This is a genomic window from Pseudoalteromonas sp. meg-B1 (genome assembly GCF_003173795.1).
In the GTDB taxonomy this organism is placed as follows: domain Bacteria; phylum Pseudomonadota; class Gammaproteobacteria; order Enterobacterales; family Alteromonadaceae; genus Pseudoalteromonas; species Pseudoalteromonas undina.
Genome location: NZ_QGQU01000008.1, coordinates 55,758 through 76,304 on the forward strand (window position 1 = coordinate 55,758; position 20,547 = coordinate 76,304).

Sequence of the window (20,547 nt, forward strand, 5' to 3'; positions counted from 1 at the left end):
ATGAGTCAAAAAATAGTAATAACAGCAAATGTAAAACGTGAACCACAGTTAAGCGAACCCAACGTGAGCTATGAGTGGCATTGGCGTCGGATTGTGAGTATTTCTATGTTGGTGATTATGATCTCTGCAGCGGTTATTTACGGCCTGTCTAGCGCCGTGAATGCTGATCAAGGGACGCCGCATCCTAATGAGCAGCTTGATTTTACTGAGCAACAAACAGCAATTGTGTCGCTAAGCGATGATAATGCAGCACCAGTAGAGAGTGAAAAAGCCATAGATGCAGATGAGGAGCTGGTAAGCAGTGTTGCGATTGCAGACCCTAAAACCTTTTCCTCAGTTGAGCAAAAACCAGCTTCTATTACTGAACAGGTACCATCGGAGCCTGAAGTTCAACAAAGTATTATTAAGCAAGAAGTAGAGCCAACGATCACTGCTGAGCCTGAAGAAGCAACCATTGCAGCAATAGATACTCAAGCCCCTGAAGTTGAGACTGTTAGCGCAAAGCCAGTTGAGCAAAAGAAATTTGCTGCATCTGCACACATTGCTAGTGTAGCTGTGGGAGCCAAAATAGATACAGCCACAATTAGCCGTGCAGTTCTGACTCGCAGTGTCAGTAACCGTGAGCCAACAAATGTATTTGCCGCCGATGTGCGTTTGAATCAATTTGAAGAGTCGCTGTCATTTTTTAGTGAGCTTAAAAACTTACAGGGACAGCAGGTAAAACATGTGTGGTTATTTGAAGGTGAAATAATGGCTGAAGTGGCGCTTAAGGTCACTTCTCCGCGTTACAGAACGTACTCAACTAAAAATATTATGGATACTCAATTAGGGCATTGGCGCGTTGATGTAGTTGATGAAAACGGGCTGCTCATCGCTCAAAAAGAATTTAGAGTTTTAGCAAATTAAATAGCCTTAGATTGAACAAGTTTTAATTCTAAAAGCTAGTAATTATTAATGGATATTTTATGACTGAAAAAACAAAGTTAGTTCGCATTGCCACTCGTAAAAGTGCATTGGCACTCTGGCAGGCTGAATTTGTAAAAGCGCAGCTAGAGCATTTTCATGATGACGTGCGTGTAGAGCTCGTGCCAATGTCGACTCAAGGTGACATTATTTTAGATACACCGCTAGCTAAAATTGGCGGCAAAGGTTTATTTGTAAAAGAACTAGAGCAAGCCATGCTAGATGGCCGTGCAGATATTGCAGTGCATTCAATGAAAGATGTGCCGGTAGAGTTTCCGGATGATTTAGAGTTACACACCATTTGTGAGCGTGAAGACCCGCGTGATGCATTTGTATCAAACAATTTTGCCAATATTGATGCGCTTCCACAAGGTGCTATTGTGGGGACTTCAAGTTTACGTCGCCAGTGTCAAATTAGAGCGATGCGTCCGGATTTAGAAATTCGAGACTTACGCGGCAATGTCAATACACGTTTAGCTAAGCTTGATAGCGGCCAATATGATGCCATTATACTTGCTGCTGCAGGCCTAATTCGTTTAGAAATGGGCGAGCGTATTCGTGACTTTATTGAACCAGAAGTCTCGTTACCTGCTAATGGCCAAGGCGCTGTAGGCATTGAGTGTCGTATAGACGATACCGTGACGAAAGCATTGTTAGCGCCGCTTGAGCATAACGAAACACGTATTCGTGTTAACGCTGAGCGTGCAATGAACCGCCATTTAGAAGGGGGCTGCCAAGTGCCAATTGGTGCTTATGCATTGGTTGAGGGTGACCAAGTACACTTACGTGGTTTGGTCGGTGCGATTGATGGCAGTGAAATTTTACGCGATGAAATTAGCGGTCACGTTGATGATGCTGAAAAGTTAGGTGTAGAGCTGGCTAAAAAATTATTAGCACAAGGCGCAGATAAAATTCTAGCTGACGTATATCGAGACGCATAATGAAACATATCTTGATAACTCGGCCCGAAGGAAAAGGCGCAGCCCTTGCAGAGCAACTTGAGCAAGCGGGTTATCAAGCGTCTTTATATCCAGTTTTAAAAATAACCTACTTAACGCCAACAAACGTTGAATTAAGCCCGCTGGTGAACGCTGACAAAATTATTTTTGTTTCACAGGATGCGGTGCATGCATTAAATGCACTTAAGCCTGCTATTAATACCAAAGCACAGTTTTATGGGGTTGGGCAACAAACAGCTGATACTATTTATGAAGTATTTGGTGTGCGTGCCGCACTACCAAAACAACATGACTCTGAGGGGTTACTCGCGCTTAAGTCTTTGGCTGATGTTGATGGCAGTAATATTGTGTTGGTCAAAGGTATTGGCGGGCGACCTGAAATAGCAAAAACCTTGAAGCAACGTGGTGCTTATTTAAATAATTGTGTGGTGTATCAACGTGAGCCAGTAGAGCCTAGCTCAGCTAACTGGATAGACCACTGGCAAAGCCATAATGTAAACGGTATAGTCATTACAAGTAATGCTGCAGTTGACGCCATATTTAATACTATCTCGGCGGCGCAACTAACATGGTTACAACAGTGCGAATTTTACGTTGCCAGTGAGCGCATAGGTACTTATTTACAGCAACAAAAAATAAATTCGACCCATATACATACTGCGGCAGGAGCTAGCGACCACGCTATGTTTACCTGCATTAATCAGCAAGGTAGCAAAATGAGTGAACAGTCAGCGACGTCAAAAGTAGAAAAAGCAGCGCAGCCAACAGCAAAAAACACCTCTAATACGACTAAAAGTGACTCTGTAAAAGCGAATAACCAAACGCAGAGCACTCCTCAAAAAGTAAGTAAAGTAGGTAGCGTTGCGTTAGTGATTTCCTTGCTTGTTGCCAGCGGTGTGGGTTATGAGTTTTATCAAAAGCTTAATGCCAGTAAAGTGCAAAATTTAGCAGTTAATACGCTGACAGAACAAAATAAAATGCTACAACAAGAGCTGCAAGCGCTTAAATCTGAGCAGCTTAGCTTGCAGCAAGCGTTGCTTAATAGCGAAGAACAAATCGCTATGGCGCTCAATGAAAACTCTGTAAAAAATCAACAAGCATTAAAAGCCGCGCTGCAAAAGGTGCAACAAAGTGGTAATACATTAAATCCACAAGAGGTCACCAGCTTGCAACGCATGGCTGAATTTAAACTGTGGGCAGAACAAGATTACCCAGGCACCAGTGCCGTGCTTAAACGTTTAGATTCATTGTTAAGTGATCATTCTGGTACGCTTGAGTTGCGTCAAGCAATTACACAAGACATACAAACACTCGACAATATTAAACCCGTTGCGACAGAAGCGATTTATTTACAATTAAACAGCGTAATAAAGCGTATTGATGACTTGGTATTTAATGCGGTTAATTTGCCTGAAGAGGCGAGTATAAGTGATGAGAATGCACTCTCTGAAGATGTTAGTGATTGGCAACAAAACATTCTTAATAGTTGGAATAAAATAGTCGATAGCTTTATTACTATTCGCCATCATGAAGGCGTATTAATTGAGCCACTATTAACTGACCGAGAGCGTCATTTAATTATCCAGCGCATCAAGCTTAATATTACTCAGGCGCAAGACGCATTAATGGGTAAACAAGCTAGTATTTATTTTAACGCTTTGAATGATACAAAACGTTTGGTTAATGAATACTTTAAACAAGATGACGATGCAACAAAAGTGGTAATACAGACATTAGCCAATCTTGAAAAAGAATCGCTTAACTTTAATCCTGAAGTGACACTGCAAAGCACTCAAAAAGTGAAGGAGTGGGCACAATGATAGGGCTGATTATTTTTATTGTCGCTATTGTATTGGTGCTAGCGATTACCCCCTTTGTGTTAGATGAGAAAGGCTATGTGCTGATTTCATTTAACAATACCACCATAGAGGGCACAATTGTTTCGTTTTGTATTATGGCAGCACTGAGCGCAGCGGTTTTATATTTAACTTACAAGCTAGTGCGTTATTGTTTATCTATATACAGAAACACTAAGCATGGCTTTTTTGCGCGAAGCCAAGAGCGTAAACATGCGGCTATAGAGCAAGCATTGTGGAGCCTCATTAATGATGATTACGAGCAAGTAGAAAATACGCTTTCAAGCAATAGTGTGCCTGCTAAATTTTCCGATATACGTTTAGCATTATTAGCAAAAGCTGCACTGGCAAATAATCAGCCTGATAAAGCGCTTGAGCGTTTATTTGAAATCAGCCCAGAACAACAACTTAAAGTGGCTAAATTGTGGTTAGCTAGTGGCGACAGCAGTGTAATTGAACCGCAAATACGGGTGGCTGCAGAATCTAAAAAAGCTACGGTACTTGATTTGAAGTTGTACACCGAAGTGTTAGTGCAACAACAGCATTTTAAATTGCTTGAAGACTTTTTACCGCGTTTGTTACGCAAAAACGCCTTGAATGATACCCAGTGGCAGCAAGTGTTTTTAGCTTATTTTGCTGCGCAAGCAAGTGATGAGTTAACCGCTAAATACCAACATTTAGGTAAAAAGTTGCAGGCGCATGCGCACACGGCTTATTTAACCCAAATGGCCAAAACAGGGCAGTTAGCAAGCATCGAAAATGAGCTAATTAAATTACTCAAGCAAAAACAGCATGATGAGCTGGCTTATATTTTAAGTGAAACTGCACCAAGTAATGCTTATAAGCTGCAATCAAGTATTCAAGAGCGACTAAAAAAAGATGAGCATAATAATGCGTTATTATTAGCGCTGGCGTGTTTAGCCAATGCACAAGGTGATTACGACTTAGCAGCACGTGTTTTTGACAAAGCACTCAATAGCGAAAATAAAGCACAGTATCGACAACAAGCGATATTAAGTTATGAGCACAGTGCACAATTAGATAAGGCACTTGTACTCTACCAATAATCAATTATAGTTATAAATCAATAATAAAAGCGCAGGAGCGACGGTTGTGAAAAATGTATTTACATTATCTTTTAGCCTCGCATGCGCTTATTTCTTTAGTGGTTATCTAAGTAACTTTTTATTTGCTGTTAACGGTTATGCGGTTGCCTCTTGGCCTCCGGCTGGTATTGCGCTGGCAAGCTTTTTACTATGGGGGCGTCGTGCTTATGCTGGCATTTTTGCCGGTGCGGTTTTTGTTAATTTAATTCACTTAGATAACTCCGCTGATATCTTAAATTGGCAAATATTAATCCAATCCCTCGGGGTTAGTTGCGCTATATTTTTTCAGGCTTGGCTTGGTGCATTCCTTATTACCAAAGTCATTAAAGCTCCCCTTAATTTATCTTCTTTAAAACTTAGTATTCAAAGCTTGGTGATTGGTGGGCCGCTATGTTGTGTCATAGCTGCTGGAGCAGGAACTAGTCTACTTGTTTTAAATCATTTTATTAGCACATCTGATGTCATCAGTACCTTTATTACTTGGTGGATAGGTGACTCAATTGGGGTGCTGATTTTTACCCCTTTAGTACTGGCCATATTTAACTATTCGCAGTTGCGTCATCGGCTGCAAGTTATTTTACCTGCGTTACTTATTTACGCCATTATCAGTATTAGTTTTTATGGCGCGGCCAGTGTAAAAAAACAAAAAGACCTTCAAAAACAAGACGCCAAAGTACTGATGACGCAAAGTGCCATTAATCAGAAGTTAGATGAAGTGGCTGCTCATCTATCTTTGTTAGGTGCATTTCTAGCAAGTAGTGATCAAGTTAGCCTCGATGAGTTTAATCATTTCACCTCTAAGCAGTTGAGCTATAGTGAAGAGATTTTAGCATTAAATTGGGTACCAATGATTACTGCCAAGTCTATTAATGATCCTGCTGAATGGGACAAAAGTATCGTTATAAAGCAAAGAATGGCGAATGGACAGTGGCAACAAGCACCCTTTAACAATACTTATTACCCCATAAAATACATTTATCCTATAAAGAACACGCAAGATTTGTTGGGCTTCGATTTGAGCTCTGATATAGATATTCGCGATGCCCTTAATAAAGCAAAAATTCTTAATGAGTTGGTACTGAGTAAACCATTTAAGTTAGCCCCTACAGATGATGAATTAAGCGTGCTTTTTATTTCTCCTGTATTTGGTGCTCCTGATATTGAAGGGGATTTCAAAGGATTTGTGATTGCACTCGTTAACTTAGCTAAGTTGTCGCAGGTACTTTCATTTGATAGTAGTGGCGAAGTCGCGATTAGCTTTACTGATATAAATAAAGTAGATAATAAACAGACTCTTTATAGCGTTGAGCATGACTCAATGACGTTGCTAAAAGATTATCAGTTGTTAATTGGGCATCGGTTATGGCAGGTAGAAATATACCAACCTAAGACGGAGTCAACCTGGCTTATTTATTGGTTAGCACAGATAGTGGGAATGTTATTTGTTTGGCTATTGATTATGTTTTTAATTTCAGTGGTAGCCACCAATGTTCGTATACGCGAACAAGTGGCAAAGCAAACGCTGACTTTGCGTCAGGAAAAGCAAAAAGCCGATAAAGCCAGTGAGATAAAAAGTCAGTTTTTAGCCAATATGAGCCACGAAATTCGCACCCCAATTAATGGTATTAAAGGCATGCATTACTTAGCACTGCAACAGCGGGATTGGCCACTAGCAAAATCTTACATAGAGCAAGCTGATGGTGCGGTCAGCGTATTATTGAGAGTGCTTAATGATGTGCTCGATTTTTCAAAAATGGAGGCGGGTAAACTTGAGTTAGTGCAGGAACCTGTGGAGCTAAAGTCTCTAGCAAAAGAAGTTATGAGTTTAATGCAGTTTGAGGTCAGTAATAAGCCTTTGTCACTGCAAGTTGAGGTTGATCATGATGCTCCTTTAGTTGTTAATACCGATCCTATTCGTTTAAAGCAGGTGCTGCTGAACTTATTAAATAATGCCGTTAAGTTTACTGCTAAGGGCAGTGTCACATTAAAGATTTGGCAGTCAGCAAAAATGACTTATTTTAGTGTCAATGATACGGGGATTGGAATTAGTGAGGAGGCACAAAAACAGCTATTTAACCCATTCTCTCAGGCTGATAGTTCAACCTCACGCCAGTTTGGTGGCACAGGGCTTGGTTTAAGTATTTGTAAAAAATTAGTGGAGCTGATGGGAGGAGCAATTGATTTAAAAAGTAGTGAAGGTCACGGCTCTACTTTTACCTTTAGTTTACCGCTTCATTCTCCGTTACCTAAAGCACAATATTATTCAGGTAAGTTAGATAAAATAGATATAAGCAACCTATCACTGGCGAAATATCGCTTACTACTCGTTGAAGATAACCCATTAAATCAACATGTGGCTACCGCTATTTTAGAAACCAAGCAGGGTGTTGTTGATATTGCTAATAACGGACTTGAAGCGATTAAAATGCTAAGCGATAAAAGATACGACTTAGTATTAATGGATATTCAAATGCCACAAATGGATGGCTTAAAGGCAACGAAAGTGATTCGTAATGAATTAGGGTTTTTAGATTTACCTATTATTGGCCTATCTGCTAATGCGCACGAAGAAGATGCTAAAAAAGCGATTAACGTGGGGATGGATAACTATATAACAAAACCGATTGATGCAGATGCACTGTTTAAAATGATTTGGTTTTATTTATCACGTTAACTCTTTTTATATAAAAAGCAGACATAAGACCTCCAAGCGCTATTTTAAGTATTCTACACTTGAAATATTACTGTACCTGCGTATCATTCGCGCAATTTTAATTCAACCGAGTAGCTATTATGATCAATAGAAAAATACCTTTGCTAGATATTCACCGTCATTTAGACGGTAATGTACGCGCGCAAACCATACTAGAACTTGGTCGTCAGTTTAATATCGCTTTACCAGCGGACAATGTTGAAGCACTTATTCCTCATGTTCAGGTTATTGATCCTGAGCCAAACTTAATGGCATTTTTACAAAAGCTTGATTGGGGAGTGACGGTACTAGGCGATTACGATGCCTGTAGACGTATTGCGATAGAAAACATTGAAGATGCGCAAGCGCAGGGCCTTGATTATGTAGAGCTGCGTTTTAGTCCTTATTATATGGCTCAAAGCCAAGGGTTACACCCTCAAGGCGTTGTTGAAGCAGTGGTTGATGGTATCCGAAGTGCAACAAAAGATACTGATATAAAAGCAAACTTAATTGGTATTTTGTCTCGTACATACGGAGTTAAAACCTGTCAGCACGAGTTGGACGCGTTACTTGCCTATAAAAATGATTTGGTTGCAGTGGATTTGGCCGGTGATGAAATTGGTTATCCTGGCGAGTTGTTTGTTGATCATTTTAAGCAAGTACGTGATGCGTATTTGGCTGTTACTGTGCATGCTGGTGAAGCGTTAGGTGCTCCAAGTATTTGGCAAGCATTAAACGAGCTTGGCGCAAGCAGAATAGGCCATGGTGTTAAAGCGATTGAAGATCCAAAACTAATGGATTATTTACGCGATAACCGTATTGGTATTGAATCGTGCTTAACCAGTAATATTCAAACCAGTACAGTGAATGATTTAACCAAACACCCACTTAAGCAGTTTTTAGAACATGGTATTTTAGCTTGTCTTAACACGGATGACCCAGCTGTTGAAGGCATTGAAATTGAGTACGAGTACGCAGTGGCAGCACCAAAAGCAGGTTTGTCACAAGCCGATATGGAAAAAGCGCAAGCGAATGCGCTGGAAATTGCCTATTTAAGTGACGCTGATAAAAGCGCACTTAAAGCTAAAGTCGCACAGCGTTAAGTTGCTTATATTATCCAGAGTTCAGGTTATATAATTAAAAATGCCACTGTTTACAGTGGCATTTTTTTATATGTGCGCATTACAACTAACGTAATTATTATAAAGTGCTTTTAATATATCGGCACGGCTGATCATACCTACCACTACACCGCCATCGATCACGGGGTAATTTTTAGGCTTACCAGGCTTCATTTGTTCTGCTAATTCCATAATATTGGTATCGCCGTTCACGGTTACCACATCTGTTTGCATCAACTGCGATACTTTAACCATACCATCACAAAAATAACTACTTTGCATTAAGGGTTTAAGTAATTCTTGCTCTGAGATAAAGCCAACGAGCACCTTATTATCATCAAATACCGGCGCGCCTAGTAGTTTAAATTTTTCTAGCTCTGCTATGGCAGTGGTCATTTCTGTATTAGGGGTGATATGAGGCAACTTATGTTGCATAAAATCTTTTACTTTTGTATTTAACATTTAGGTTTCTCCCGCTTAATGTTCTGTACAAAGTATGGTTTATAGATTGGATTTTAGGAAATTGTTTATGTTGATGAGCTTAATAGGTAATAACAATCACAGTGCTAGCAATTAAAACAATTAAGGCACCCTAAGGTGCCTTAAAATAATGCGCTAATGTTACTTTATAAACGCGAATGCATCTGCGTACATGTTTTCACGAGTGGCGCCATGATTTATAAAATCATCACGTACTATGCCAATCATGTCAAAACGACCTGCCATGTAAATATCGTAAGGTTCTAACGAGATGATATCGTTCATCACCGCTTTATGAACATAACCAGTGTGGCCAGTCCAGCTGTCGGTAGGATGCTCTACTACAGGAATAAATTTAAAGTTTTCATGGCTATCTGCCCATGCTTGCATTTCGGTATGTGCATATAGCGCCGACTCTTCTTTTACTCCCCAGTAAAATAGCACCGGGCGCTCACAGTTGATTTCAGCTAAATGCTCGGCCATTGACTTTGCGTAAGAAAAACCAGTACCGCCGGCGAGTAAAATAATTGGACGCTCACACTGCAAACGCAGCTGAGAAATACCTAAACCTGCTTCAATAGTTACGGTTTGGTTCTCGTTGTGGGCACTACGAAGGTGTTCTAATGATTGCATCGCGTAAGAGTCTGCGTTTGATGCGCCAATGTGTAATTCTAATGCATCAGTTTGTGAGGGGCGACTCGCGATTGAAAACGCACGTTTATCTTTTTCACCTAAAACCAGCTGTAAATATTGACCAGCTTCAAATGCTACAGGCTGTTGCGGCTTTAAAATAACTTTATGAACAAATTCTGTTAGTGGGCTGATAGAAACAACTTCAGCGAGTAATGTTTGCATGTTTTACCTTAAATTAGCGGATACGCACTTTATTTGAGCAATAATAGCATATCCGCAGGGTGAGTTTATAGCCTAGAGGCCCTAGACCAAAGTCGTTAAAGAATATCTAAGCTATCCCAAAGCTCATCAACTCGATCCTTAGTGGCTTGATCCATTACAATAGGTTCGCCCCATTCTCGAGTTGTTTCACCAGGCCATTTATTTGTTGCATCCATACCCATTTTTGAACCTAGGCCAGATACGGGCGATGCAAAATCTAAATAATCAATTGGTGTGTTTTCAATTAACGTCGTGTCGCGCGCAGGGTCCATACGAGTAGTGATAGCCCAAATTACATCGTTCCAATCTCTAGCGTTAATATCATCATCACAGACAATAACAAACTTAGTGTACATAAATTGTCGTAGGAATGACCAAACTCCCATCATTACGCGCTTGGCGTGACCTGGATATTGTTTTTTCATTGTTACCACGGCCATACGGTACGAACAACCTTCTGGCGGTAAATAAAAATCGACAATTTCTGGAAATTGCTTTTGTAAGATTGGTACGAATACTTCGTTTAATGCCACCCCTAAAATCGCAGGCTCATCCGGCGGACGGCCAGTAAAAGTACTATGGTAAATAGGGTCTTTACGATGTGTAATATGAGTGACCGTCATAACTGGGAAGTCGTCGACTTCGTTGTAGTAGCCTGTGTGGTCGCCATATGGACCTTCCGGCGCCATTTCTCCAGGCATAATATGCCCTTCAAGTACGATTTCTGCACTGGCTGGTACTTGTAAATCATTCGAGATTGACTTAACTACTTCAGTTTTACTACCACGTAGTAAACCTGCAAAGGCATATTCGCTTAACGTATCTGGAACGGGGGTAACAGCACCTAAAATAGTCGCAGGATCTGCACCTAATGCCACCGAAACAGGGTAGGGCTGGCCAGGGTGTTCTTTACACCACTCTTGAAAATCAAGCGCGCCACCGCGATGAGATAACCAACGCATAATGATTTTATTTTTACCCAATAGCTGTTGACGATAAATCCCTAAATTTTGGCGCTTTTTGTGAGGTCCTTTGGTAACGGTTAAACCCCAAGTAATCAAAGGTGCAGCATCGCCAGGCCAGCAGTGCTGAATAGGAAACTTAGTTAAGTCAACGTCGTCACCTTGTAAAATAACTTGTTGGCAGGGGGCTTTTTTAACTTCTTTAGCCGGCATATTAAGTACTTGCTTGAATACCGGAATTTGTCCGAGCGCTTCTTTAATGCCTTTTGGCGGCTCAGGCTCTTTTAGAAATGCGAGTAATTTTCCTACTTCACGTAATTCACTCACATCTTCTTGGCCCATACCCATAGCTACACGCTTTGGGGTACCAAACAAGTTAGCTAAAACGGGAATGTCGTACCCTTTAGGGTTTTCAAATAATAAAGCAGGGCCTTCGGCACGCAGTGTGCGGTCAGCAATTTCGGTCATCTCAAGATACGGGTCGATTTCTTGGCTGATGCGTTTTAACTCGCCTCGTTTCTCAAGTAAATCGATAAAATCGCGCAGATCTTTGTATTTCATTGTGGGCCGTTACTTAGCAAAAAGTTAAAAGTATTATACCCAGTTCATACAAGCCAAGTCATTAGCTGCGCTTAAAACTTAAAGCGCTCTACTGCACCTTTTAGTGAGTGTGCAAGTTGGTTAACGTCTTCACTTTCGCTTGCTAGGGTCGTTGCATTGTTGGCATTTAAGGTAGCCTGCTCGGTTACCTTAGCCATTATTTGTTGAATATCGGTGCTGTTTGCCAGTTGTTCATGTGAGGCACTCGCAATCTCTTTACTCATAGCATTAACCGATACCAGCGTGCTCTTAATACGCTCAACAGCACTATTTAGTTCAGTACTGTTTTCAACGCAATGCTTAGCCTGTTGTTGCCCATCATTTATTTCAGTTTGAGTGGTTTGAGTATGCTGCTGTAGAGTGTTAATCATGGTGGTAATTTCGCTTGTAGAACTTTGTGTGCGCCCTGCAAGCGAGCGTACTTCATCGGCTACTACGGCAAAACCTCGACCATGTTCACCAGCACGTGCCGCTTCAATTGCGGCATTAAGTGCCAGTAAGTTAGTTTGCTCTGCAATACTGCTAATGGTATCGACAATGGCACCAATTAGTTGCGTATATTGAGCTAGTTCTTCTGTACTGCTTACTGCTCTATCTAAGCGGCTTAAAAGTGCTTCAATGCTTTGGCTATTATTATTTGCAATGTCGTTAACGTCATTGGCAAATTGCGAGGCATTAGTAATTTCATTAGAGGTGCTTTGCGCTTGTTCGTGTACGGCTTGAGAACTTTGCAACATTTGCTGTGCTAATGAGGTTGCTTGTGCACTACGTTCCAGCTGTTGCTTAGCAACAATGGTCATTTGCTGGCCTTTTTCGCTGGTTTGAATAGCTGAATTATCTAGTTCGTAAGCATCGTTACTAATGGCTTTTATTAAGTGAGTTAAATCATCACAAAGCTTATTAGTGTTATGCATCAGAGTACCAAATTCATCTTTACTGCGGGGATTGCTACGCTTAGAAAAGTCACCTGAGGCTATGTGAGCAAGTTCTTTGTTTACCTTTTTAAGCGGTTTTAGCATAGCGTTAGTCGTAAAAACTGAAATAATAATCAGCAAAGCAATTAAAACAAACGCAATAATAATCACTAAACTAGAGCCGGTATTAATCGCTGACTTAGCGCTCTCTTGTAGGGAGTTAAAGCGTATGTCAGCCAGTTTATTAAGCTCAATCAGTTGACTTTCAATACTAATAAATGCCTGTTGAAAGCTTTCAAACCGCTGATCAACTTTATCTTTATTATTGAGCACAGCATTTTGCAATGCATACAGCCCATCAGGATTATTTAATAAGCTGCTTAAATCGTTAAACGCTGTAATTAGCTCATTAGCGTTGAGTTTATTAGCAATTGGGGCGGCTTGTTGCTCTAAGTAGCTAAGATTAGATTTAATATTATCGAGTAAAAAAGAGGTATCTTGCTGATGATCGTTTATATTTTCTGAAGTTGTTATTTGCCCAATCCCTTTGACATTATTATTTAAAGTAAATAATAAATCATCAACACGAGTCGCAGTGCCAAATACTGCATTCAAAAGTGATTGCTGGTTGCTCTCAACGTTTATGAGCTCTATATCAAGCAAGCGGTTACTGAGTTCACGAAGCTGTTCATTAAACGTAATTGTTAGTGCTGCGGCTGAGCTTTGCGCCTTAAATCGTTGCTCTTTTGCTGCAAGCATTTGGTTGCTTATTGTATTTAGCTGGGCGAAGTCTTTGTTAATAGCTGTAAGAAGTGTTTGCATACCTTGCTGCTGGGCAACTTGTGCTTTTAGTGTTTCTAATTTACTAAAAAACTGCGTTTGTTCAGCGTGTGCCTGCTTTTTATTTTCCAGCAGTAAATTAAGTTTAGTTTGGCTATAAGCAATGGCATTAAATTTAGTGATAGAAAGGAGTGATAAACGAAGGTCTTTACTGGCTTGTTGTACAGGCACTGCCAACGCTTCTATACGTGTGTTAGTGATACTAATTTGATTTAGCGACCAGTAAAAAAATATGCAGCTAGTAAGCATTAACAAGCCAATGGCTGAAAAGGCTAAAATTATTTTATGTTTTATAGCGAGAGATTGCATAACTTTATCAACAATATTAAGACTTTTGTTAGTGTAGCAAGTTTTTTAATTTGATGTTAGTTATTGGTTAATTGCTGCTGCATTGGTATTTTTTGCCGTTAATTATTAGCATTGCTTGCTCTCCTTTACTCCAAAATAACACCTCTTGATTAATGTATTTACTGCCTGAAGCACTCACCTCATGATTCAATATGTAATCATGATCATAAAAGCTCAGCTTTGCTTGCTTGTTGCTAATAATATCAAGTTTTGCAGGTGCGTTATCGCAAACATAGTTATTTGTAACTGGCTGCTTATTGCATGCAGTCAAAGCTATTAGAGCAATAATAACGATAGCGTGTTTCATTGGCTGTGCCTTATTGAGTCCCTTGTTTAATTAAGAGCTTAACAAAGCTAAATTAACCGTTGGTGAAAATATAGCTTTACGTTATGTTTAAGATCTTATTTTTAGTTAGGAAATTTCATGGCTGGCACCAACCTTTTAACATTACTGGATGATATAACGACTTTGCTGGATGATATTGCGACCATGAGTAAAGTTGCGACAAAGAAAACAGCCGGAGTACTTGGTGATGATTTGGCACTTAATGCTCAGCAAGTTACTGGGGTTACTGCTGATAGGGAGCTGCCCGTTGTATGGGCAGTGGCAAAGGGGTCGTTTTTAAATAAAGCCATATTAGTCCCTGCTGCGTTATTAATTAGTGTGTGGTTGCCTTGGCTAATTACTCCACTTTTAATGATAGGTGGCTTATTTTTATGTTTTGAAGGCGCAGAAAAAATATTTTTATCTCATCATGCAGAAGCGACAGAAGGTGCTGAAAATTTAGACCTGGCAGAGTATGAAAAACAAAAAGTTAAAGGCGCCATTCGTACTGATTTTATTCTTTCCGCCGAAATTATTGTTATTACATTAGGCACGGTCGCAGGGGCGACATTAATGAACCAGGCGCTGGTATTGAGTGTGATTGCCATCATTATGACAATTGGTGTTTATGGACTGGTAGCAGGGATTGTAAAGCTTGATGATGCGGGCTTATATTTACTTAATCAATCCAAACTCTCCGCAAGTAAGTTTAAAGAATTACTCGGTAAAGCCTTATTAGCTGCAGCCCCACGGTTAATGCAGTTTTTAGCCTTTGCGGGCACAGTGGCAATGTTTTTAGTGGGTGGTGGAATTTTAGTACACGCAATTGAGCTTTTGCATCATACCCAAGTGGATGTAACTCATTATGCGCAGTCGGTTGCTGGTAGCACAGGAGAAATACTAGCCCCTTTAGTATTTGACGGACTGTTAGGAATAGGTGCTGGTTTGGTTCTTGTGATTGCGCATGTCGCTTATACTAAGTTATTTAAAGCAAATAAGTAGCGGTGGTAACGCTACTTTATTTTATTCGCACTGAGTTGTTTTGCATAGTTGCTCAAGTTCGTATTTAGCTTTGCTATTACCTTGAGCAATGGCTTTTTTATACCAATAAATCGCTTGCTGAATGTTCTTTTTTGTACCTTGTCCATCACGATACATTTGAGCAAGATTTAGTTGACCCCATTGTGAGCCTGAGTTTGCTGCTAGGTTAAAGCTTTCAAGCGCTTCGTTATATTGCTTATCTTTATAGTAAATAATCCCTTGCTGATTATTCTCATCGAGCTTTAAGCCTTTATAAAGAGGTTTAGGTTTAGGTGGAAACATCACAAACCCGCCATAAAGTGAATATGCTTGTGGGCGTAGCACGTCAAATATAATGTCATCTTCGTATAAACGTTTTATTTCATTACGAGGCAGAGTAATAGTTTGAGAAGAAAAGTAATCTCTTTGTACTAATAAACTTGCACGCATCGCTGTGGTAATGGCACTAGTGCGCTTATAGCTGTAATTACTCACCTGAAACGTTATAAATTGCTCATCAAAGCTGAGTACTTGCGCAACTTTTAAATTAGTGAGTGTCCATGGTTCGTGAGTGAACTTATCGGCTTTAACTAAATAGGTATCATAAGCTTTTGGGGAGGTTAAATAGCTTTGTTTTAGTGCTTCAGTGTTGAGGTGCTTTTGATAAAAAAATAACGCCCCCCATAGTAATAAAATTAATCCAATACAGTATTTTGGTAGGCTAAGCTTTTCAAACAGAGGTAACGTTTTAATATTGATAGCCTCACTATGTCCGCATTGATAGCACTCGCGTTTATAGCTTAACTTGATCGGAAATATAGGAAAAATGGTAAAGCGTAAAAAGCGGCTTTGATTAACTAAGTGATAGCTGTTGTTGTTGCAGTCGGGGCAGCACTGAACGTGTGTAAAATGAGGGAATGACTGACTAGTATTGAAAAGCAACATAATAAGGCTCCTTGTTAATTTACAACTTTAGAGCAAGTGATAAATTAGTAAAGCAGCAAACTGTAAGTAATTATGTCATATAGGATTAGTTTATATAGCCCATACTTTTTAATATGGGCTTTGTAGAGAATCAGCTTAGAAGCTAAATTGTGCAGCTAAACGTACGCTAGTGCCTTCACCTACGGTAACGTTATTTAAACCGCCACCGGCTAGGTAGTTTTTATCGAATAAGTTCTCAATATTTAAACGTAAGTTAATATCGTTGTTATTTAAGTTAAGCTTGTAGGTTGCGCCAATATCAACACGAGTATAACCCTCTTTTGTTACGGTGTTAGCGTTATCAGCAAAACGCTCTCCTTCGTAGAACGCACCTGCATTAAAAGCAACAGCGTCATTGAGTTCATAACGTGTCCATAAAGAGGCAGACCATTTTGGAGCATCAGTAGGGCGTTTGCCCTCTAATTTTTCATCACGCTCATAGTTAGCATCTAAATACATGGTTGATGCCATAACAAATAAACGGTCAGTTGCAGCACCTTGAGCAGCAAGCTCAAAACCTTTATGGCGTTGCTCACCTGCCTGCGTGGTGATGCTGGTTATATCACCGATAGGGTTAATAAGATCTTCGCTCACTAAGGTACCTGTTTTGCTAATATCAAATAAGGCACCGCTAAGCATTAATCGGTCATCAAACAGTTGCCATTTCACCCCAATTTCCTTTTGCTCAGAGGTAATAGCATCGAGCTTCATACCGTTATTAACATCTTTATCATTTACTAATGTTTCGTTTTGCGGCTCAAATCCTTCTGAGTAACTTGCATAAACAGTTGCAGAGGCATTTGGATGGTAAAGTACACCAACTTTAGGTACGAACGATTCGCTATTGCTGTTTTCTTTACTTTGTTTATCGTAACGACCACCTAGCGATAGTTGCCATTCTGGTGAGAATGAAATTAAATCTTGGATATAAATCCCGTAGTAGTCGTAAGCAGATGAGCTAATAGTGTCATCTGATTTGTAACTTATATTTGGGCGATTAGGCTCATTTTGATCGGCAGAAAAATTAATCGTATCAGCAGATGTGCGTAATTGGCCGTAGTAATAATCCAGTGAGTTAACGCCTACAAGTAATTGATGATGTAAACCCACTGTTTCAAATTCGCAAATGAAGTCAATAAAAGCAGTTTTAAACTGCCAATCATCGAAGCGATCGTAAGGACGTGACTGGTAACTATCACCTTCGATAAAGTCACTTGGCTTACGTGGTGCTGACTCAAAGCGCTGGCGTTCAAACGTTTGCTCATTGTAGCCTAAATTTACTTGCCAGTTATCGGTTAAAAATACTTTGAAATCAATACCCATGTTTTCAACAGTAATGTCGGTAAAGGCCCATGACATATCACGAATTGTTTTGTCATCGCCAATAATGTTGGCATCATTATCTATCCAAGCGCCAGTATCTAAGCCTGCTTCATCATCAGTGCGATCATAATGAACACGTACTAGGGCATTATCGCTAATATCGTAATCAACCACTAAGGCACCTAAGAAGCGATCGCGTTCGCGGTTATCACCATTTTGGTATTCTCGCCAGTATTCAACATCTTGTTTTACTAATACACCACGGGCACGTAAATCTTCAGACTCGGTGAGTGCGCCGCCAGCATCAAGCATAAAGCGAGTTGAACCATGTTGGTCAACATCGGCACTGGCACTAAATAGCGTTTGTGCAGTTGGCTTTTTAGTTACCATATTAACTAGGCCACCAGGACCTGATTGCCCATACAAAATACTTGAAGGGCCTTTAATAACTTCTACTTGCTCTAAAATTTCAATGGGTTGTTGGTAGTGAGACCAATGCTGGTGGCCATCACGCAGGTAGCCGGTTGATGAGCTTAATTGAAAACCACGTAAGTTAAATACTTCTCTGTTTCGTTGTTTAGACCCTGCAGTTAAACTAGCATCATTGGTCAATACTTCACCAAGAGTGGTTGCTAGTTGCTCATTAACGATTGTGTCAGTGATTACGGTAACTGACTGTGCGGTATCGAGTAATGAGGTTGAGGTTCTCATTGCCCCACTGGCATTATCTACTTTGTAGTCGTTGAAGTAGCTACCTTTAACTTCAATGCGTTCTATATTTGCGGTGTTGGCAAATGCATTTGCAGAGGTGCTGGCTAAAAGTGCAATAAAAAGAGGGTTAAGTTTCATTAGTGGCTTCCGGCTTAGAATTATTAGAGTAGTAAAACGCCGCAGATCTTAATGAAAACAACTATCATTTGCAATATCTTTATTGCAACTTTTAATCGTACGTTGCTAATGGTTGCTAATTGTTAATTCTGCTATTATTAGCCGCATATTAATTGAGACTTTTCTCAAGTTATTTTTTGCTATGGAATTTACTGTGACTGCAACTGCTTTTTCATCGTTGGCCTTACCTTCAGGGTTAGTTGATAATTTATCAACGCTTGGCTACACCCAAATGACGCCTGTACAGGCGCAAAGCCTACCGCCTGTTTTAAGTGGCAAAGATATTATTGCCCAAGCCAAAACAGGCTCAGGTAAAACAGCGGCATTTAGTTTAGGCGTTTTAGCCAAGCTAAATGTAAAACGCTTTCGTATTCAGTCGCTAGTATTATGCCCAACTCGTGAGCTTGCAGAGCAAGTGGCGGTTGAGATGCGTAAACTAGCGCGTGGTATTCATAACATTAAGATTTTAACTTTGTGTGGTGGGGTTTCAATTGGGCCGCAAATTGGTTCACTCGAACATGGTGCACATATTATTGTGGGTACACCGGGGCGAGTTGACGATCATATTCGCAAAGGTACATTGCGTTTAGATGATGTTGAAACTCTGGTACTTGATGAAGCCGACCAAATGCTTGATATGGGTTTTCAAGACACTCTCGATGCCATAATTGATCGCATTCCAACCAATCGTCAAACGTTGTTATTTAGTGCTACTTTTCCAAAATCAATCGAAGCTATTGCTAAGCGTGTACTTAGTAATCCAGAAATGATTAAAGTAGAAGAGCAGCAAGAAAAAAGCACGATTAAGCAATACTTCTACAAAATGGATAATAATAAACAGCGTTATCCAACGCTTAAGCTGTTACTTCTTAAATTTACCCCGCAAAGCTGTGTGGTGTTTTGTAATACCAAGGTTGAAACGCAGCAAGTATGTGATGATTTAGCCGATGAAGGTTTTAGTGCGGTGGCACTGCATGGTGATTTAGAGCAGCGTGACCGTGAGCGTACACTGATTCATTTTGCGAATAAGAGTGCGTCTATTTTAGTGGCTACCGATGTAGCTGCACGAGGCTTAGATATTGATGACATGGACATGGTGATTAACTATCACTTAGCTCACGATCCACAAACTCATGTACATCGTGTTGGCCGTACAGGACGAGCAGGTAAAAAAGGGATTGCGTGTTCTATTTATGGTGAGGCAGAGCAATTTAAAGTGGCTCAAATTGGCGACCATTACGAGCGTGACTTTACTCCTGAGCCAATGCCATCTTATAACCTACTAGATAAGCCGCCATACAAACCTGAAATGGTGACGCTGATGATAGATGCAGGCAAAAAGCAAAAAGTGCGCGCGGGTGATATTTTAGGCGCATTAACCGGAAAAGACGGTGTTGCTGGGCGCCAAGTTGGTAAAATCAACGTACTTGATAACGTGGCATTTGTTGCGGTAGAGCGTAACTCATCTAAACCAGCGTTACGCAAATTAACCGAAGGTAATATTAAAGGACGTAAAATTCGTGCTCGTCGGCTAACGCGTTAACTCTCGATCTAATCTGAGCAACTCGCCTTGAGTTGCTCATATTCTATTTTTAGTTGTTTAAACACCTCATTGTCACCCCCTTGTTTATCTGGATGATGCTGCACTGCAAGTTGTCGCCAACGCTTTTGTAATTCTTTTAGTGTGACTGGCGATGTTAATTGCCAACGCACCAGCAGTTGTTGTTGCTGCTCATTACTCAGTGGAATTTCGCGATAAGTAGGCCTACTAAATTGCTGCCAAAAGCTATCTAATAACGCCTTGACTTCATCCGTAGATGTTTCAAAATTTTGCCAGTTTAAATAATAGTCGCGTAGTGGATCGTTAGGATGTAGTTGGTTATAACTGGAACTGTTTACTAGTTCAATATGTAAGCTTTTAACGACTAATTGTTGTTTTGGCATTAATTGCTGTTGTAGCTGATAAAGCGCATTCATAATTAAAAAATTGCGCTTAAATAGGTCGCGCTCAGGCTCGGCAGCTAAAGTATCAAGAAACCCACGTTGTTTTAACTCAGATGCTAAAGTATGAACCATCCACACTTTTTTATTGATTAATAGTTCAAAAATCTCATCTATCAGAGGGTTAAGCATTGTTTACAATCTATTAATTAGTGTATCTTGGATAAATTATCATATACCCAAATAACATTAAACCCCAAGGAGTGGGCGTGAGTGCCTGTTTTGAATTGGTCTAAATTAGATGTTTATACTTGGTTTGGGTGTCGTTTTG

Annotated in this window: 16 protein-coding genes; 8 read left to right on the plus strand and 8 right to left on the minus strand. The window is 40.2% G+C overall.

Annotation, left to right across the window (positions count from 1 at the left end):
- The 6 genes from DK924_RS17945 to add all read left to right on the plus strand — a co-directional run bounded on the left by DK924_RS17945 (nucleotide 1) and on the right by add (nucleotide 8,679).
- Complete coding sequence (locus DK924_RS17945) at nucleotides 1–906, plus strand: DUF2914 domain-containing protein (RefSeq protein WP_109875814.1); 906 nt, start codon at nucleotides 1–3, stop codon at nucleotides 904–906.
- 59 nt (nucleotides 907–965) lie between these two features.
- Complete coding sequence (gene hemC, locus DK924_RS17950; protein ID WP_055013097.1) at nucleotides 966–1,904, plus strand: hydroxymethylbilane synthase; 939 nt, start codon at nucleotides 966–968, stop codon at nucleotides 1,902–1,904.
- Complete coding sequence (locus tag DK924_RS17955; protein ID WP_109875815.1) at nucleotides 1,904–3,742, plus strand: uroporphyrinogen-III synthase; 1,839 nt, start codon at nucleotides 1,904–1,906, stop codon at nucleotides 3,740–3,742. Before hemC ends, DK924_RS17955 begins: the two co-directional genes overlap by 1 nt.
- Nucleotides 3,739–4,845, plus strand: a complete 1,107-nt coding sequence (locus DK924_RS17960) for a heme biosynthesis HemY N-terminal domain-containing protein (protein WP_109875816.1) — start codon at nucleotides 3,739–3,741, stop codon at nucleotides 4,843–4,845. The genes DK924_RS17955 and DK924_RS17960 overlap by 4 nt, the downstream gene beginning before the upstream one ends.
- A gap of 46 nt (nucleotides 4,846–4,891) precedes the next feature.
- The gene (locus DK924_RS17965) at nucleotides 4,892–7,558 is read left to right on the plus strand and encodes an ATP-binding protein (protein ID WP_109875817.1); all 2,667 of its coding nucleotides are present in this window, start codon (nucleotides 4,892–4,894) and stop codon (nucleotides 7,556–7,558) included.
- Between the two features lie 119 nt (nucleotides 7,559–7,677).
- The gene (gene add, locus DK924_RS17970) at nucleotides 7,678–8,679 is read left to right on the plus strand and encodes an adenosine deaminase (protein ID WP_109875818.1); all 1,002 of its coding nucleotides are present in this window, start codon (nucleotides 7,678–7,680) and stop codon (nucleotides 8,677–8,679) included.
- Between the two features lie 66 nt (nucleotides 8,680–8,745).
- Here the strand turns inward: add and DK924_RS17975 are convergent, their stop codons facing one another.
- The 5 genes from DK924_RS17975 to DK924_RS17995 all read right to left on the minus strand — a co-directional run bounded on the left by DK924_RS17975 (nucleotide 8,746) and on the right by DK924_RS17995 (nucleotide 14,042).
- On the minus strand, nucleotides 8,746–9,159 hold the full coding sequence (locus DK924_RS17975) for a CBS domain-containing protein (protein ID WP_055013101.1): 414 nt from the start codon (nucleotides 9,157–9,159) through the stop codon (nucleotides 8,746–8,748).
- A gap of 159 nt (nucleotides 9,160–9,318) precedes the next feature.
- Nucleotides 9,319–10,032, minus strand: a complete 714-nt coding sequence (fre, locus tag DK924_RS17980) for an NAD(P)H-flavin reductase (RefSeq protein ID WP_109875819.1) — start codon at nucleotides 10,030–10,032, stop codon at nucleotides 9,319–9,321.
- A gap of 95 nt (nucleotides 10,033–10,127) precedes the next feature.
- Complete coding sequence (gene ubiD / locus DK924_RS17985; RefSeq protein ID WP_010392659.1) at nucleotides 10,128–11,594, minus strand: 4-hydroxy-3-polyprenylbenzoate decarboxylase; 1,467 nt, start codon at nucleotides 11,592–11,594, stop codon at nucleotides 10,128–10,130.
- Between the two features lie 71 nt (nucleotides 11,595–11,665).
- On the minus strand, nucleotides 11,666–13,696 hold the full coding sequence (locus tag DK924_RS17990) for a methyl-accepting chemotaxis protein (RefSeq protein WP_054202870.1): 2,031 nt from the start codon (nucleotides 13,694–13,696) through the stop codon (nucleotides 11,666–11,668).
- A 67-nt stretch (nucleotides 13,697–13,763) separates the two neighbouring features.
- A complete protein-coding gene (locus DK924_RS17995) occupies nucleotides 13,764–14,042 on the minus strand; it encodes an MliC family protein (RefSeq protein WP_010392663.1) in 279 nt (92 codons plus the stop codon).
- 117 nt (nucleotides 14,043–14,159) lie between these two features.
- Between DK924_RS17995 and DK924_RS18000 the strand changes: the two genes are divergently transcribed.
- Entirely contained in the window at nucleotides 14,160–15,062 is a 903-nt protein-coding gene (locus DK924_RS18000; RefSeq protein ID WP_055013105.1) for a DUF808 domain-containing protein, read from the plus strand.
- Nucleotides 15,063–15,083: 21 nt separating this feature from the next.
- Here the strand turns inward: DK924_RS18000 and DK924_RS18005 are convergent, their stop codons facing one another.
- Both DK924_RS18005 and DK924_RS18010 read right to left on the minus strand, forming a co-directional pair.
- A complete protein-coding gene (locus tag DK924_RS18005) occupies nucleotides 15,084–16,025 on the minus strand; it encodes a tetratricopeptide repeat protein (protein WP_010392665.1) in 942 nt (313 codons plus the stop codon).
- Between the two features lie 135 nt (nucleotides 16,026–16,160).
- Complete coding sequence (locus DK924_RS18010; protein WP_109875820.1) at nucleotides 16,161–18,236, minus strand: TonB-dependent siderophore receptor; 2,076 nt, start codon at nucleotides 18,234–18,236, stop codon at nucleotides 16,161–16,163.
- Between the two features lie 193 nt (nucleotides 18,237–18,429).
- Between DK924_RS18010 and dbpA the strand changes: the two genes are divergently transcribed.
- Complete coding sequence (gene dbpA, locus DK924_RS18015) at nucleotides 18,430–19,818, plus strand: ATP-dependent RNA helicase DbpA (RefSeq protein ID WP_054202866.1); 1,389 nt, start codon at nucleotides 18,430–18,432, stop codon at nucleotides 19,816–19,818.
- An 8-nt stretch (nucleotides 19,819–19,826) separates the two neighbouring features.
- Here the strand turns inward: dbpA and DK924_RS18020 are convergent, their stop codons facing one another.
- Complete coding sequence (locus tag DK924_RS18020; protein ID WP_054202865.1) at nucleotides 19,827–20,408, minus strand: DNA-J related domain-containing protein; 582 nt, start codon at nucleotides 20,406–20,408, stop codon at nucleotides 19,827–19,829.
- Nucleotides 20,409–20,547: the final 139 nt, after the last annotated feature.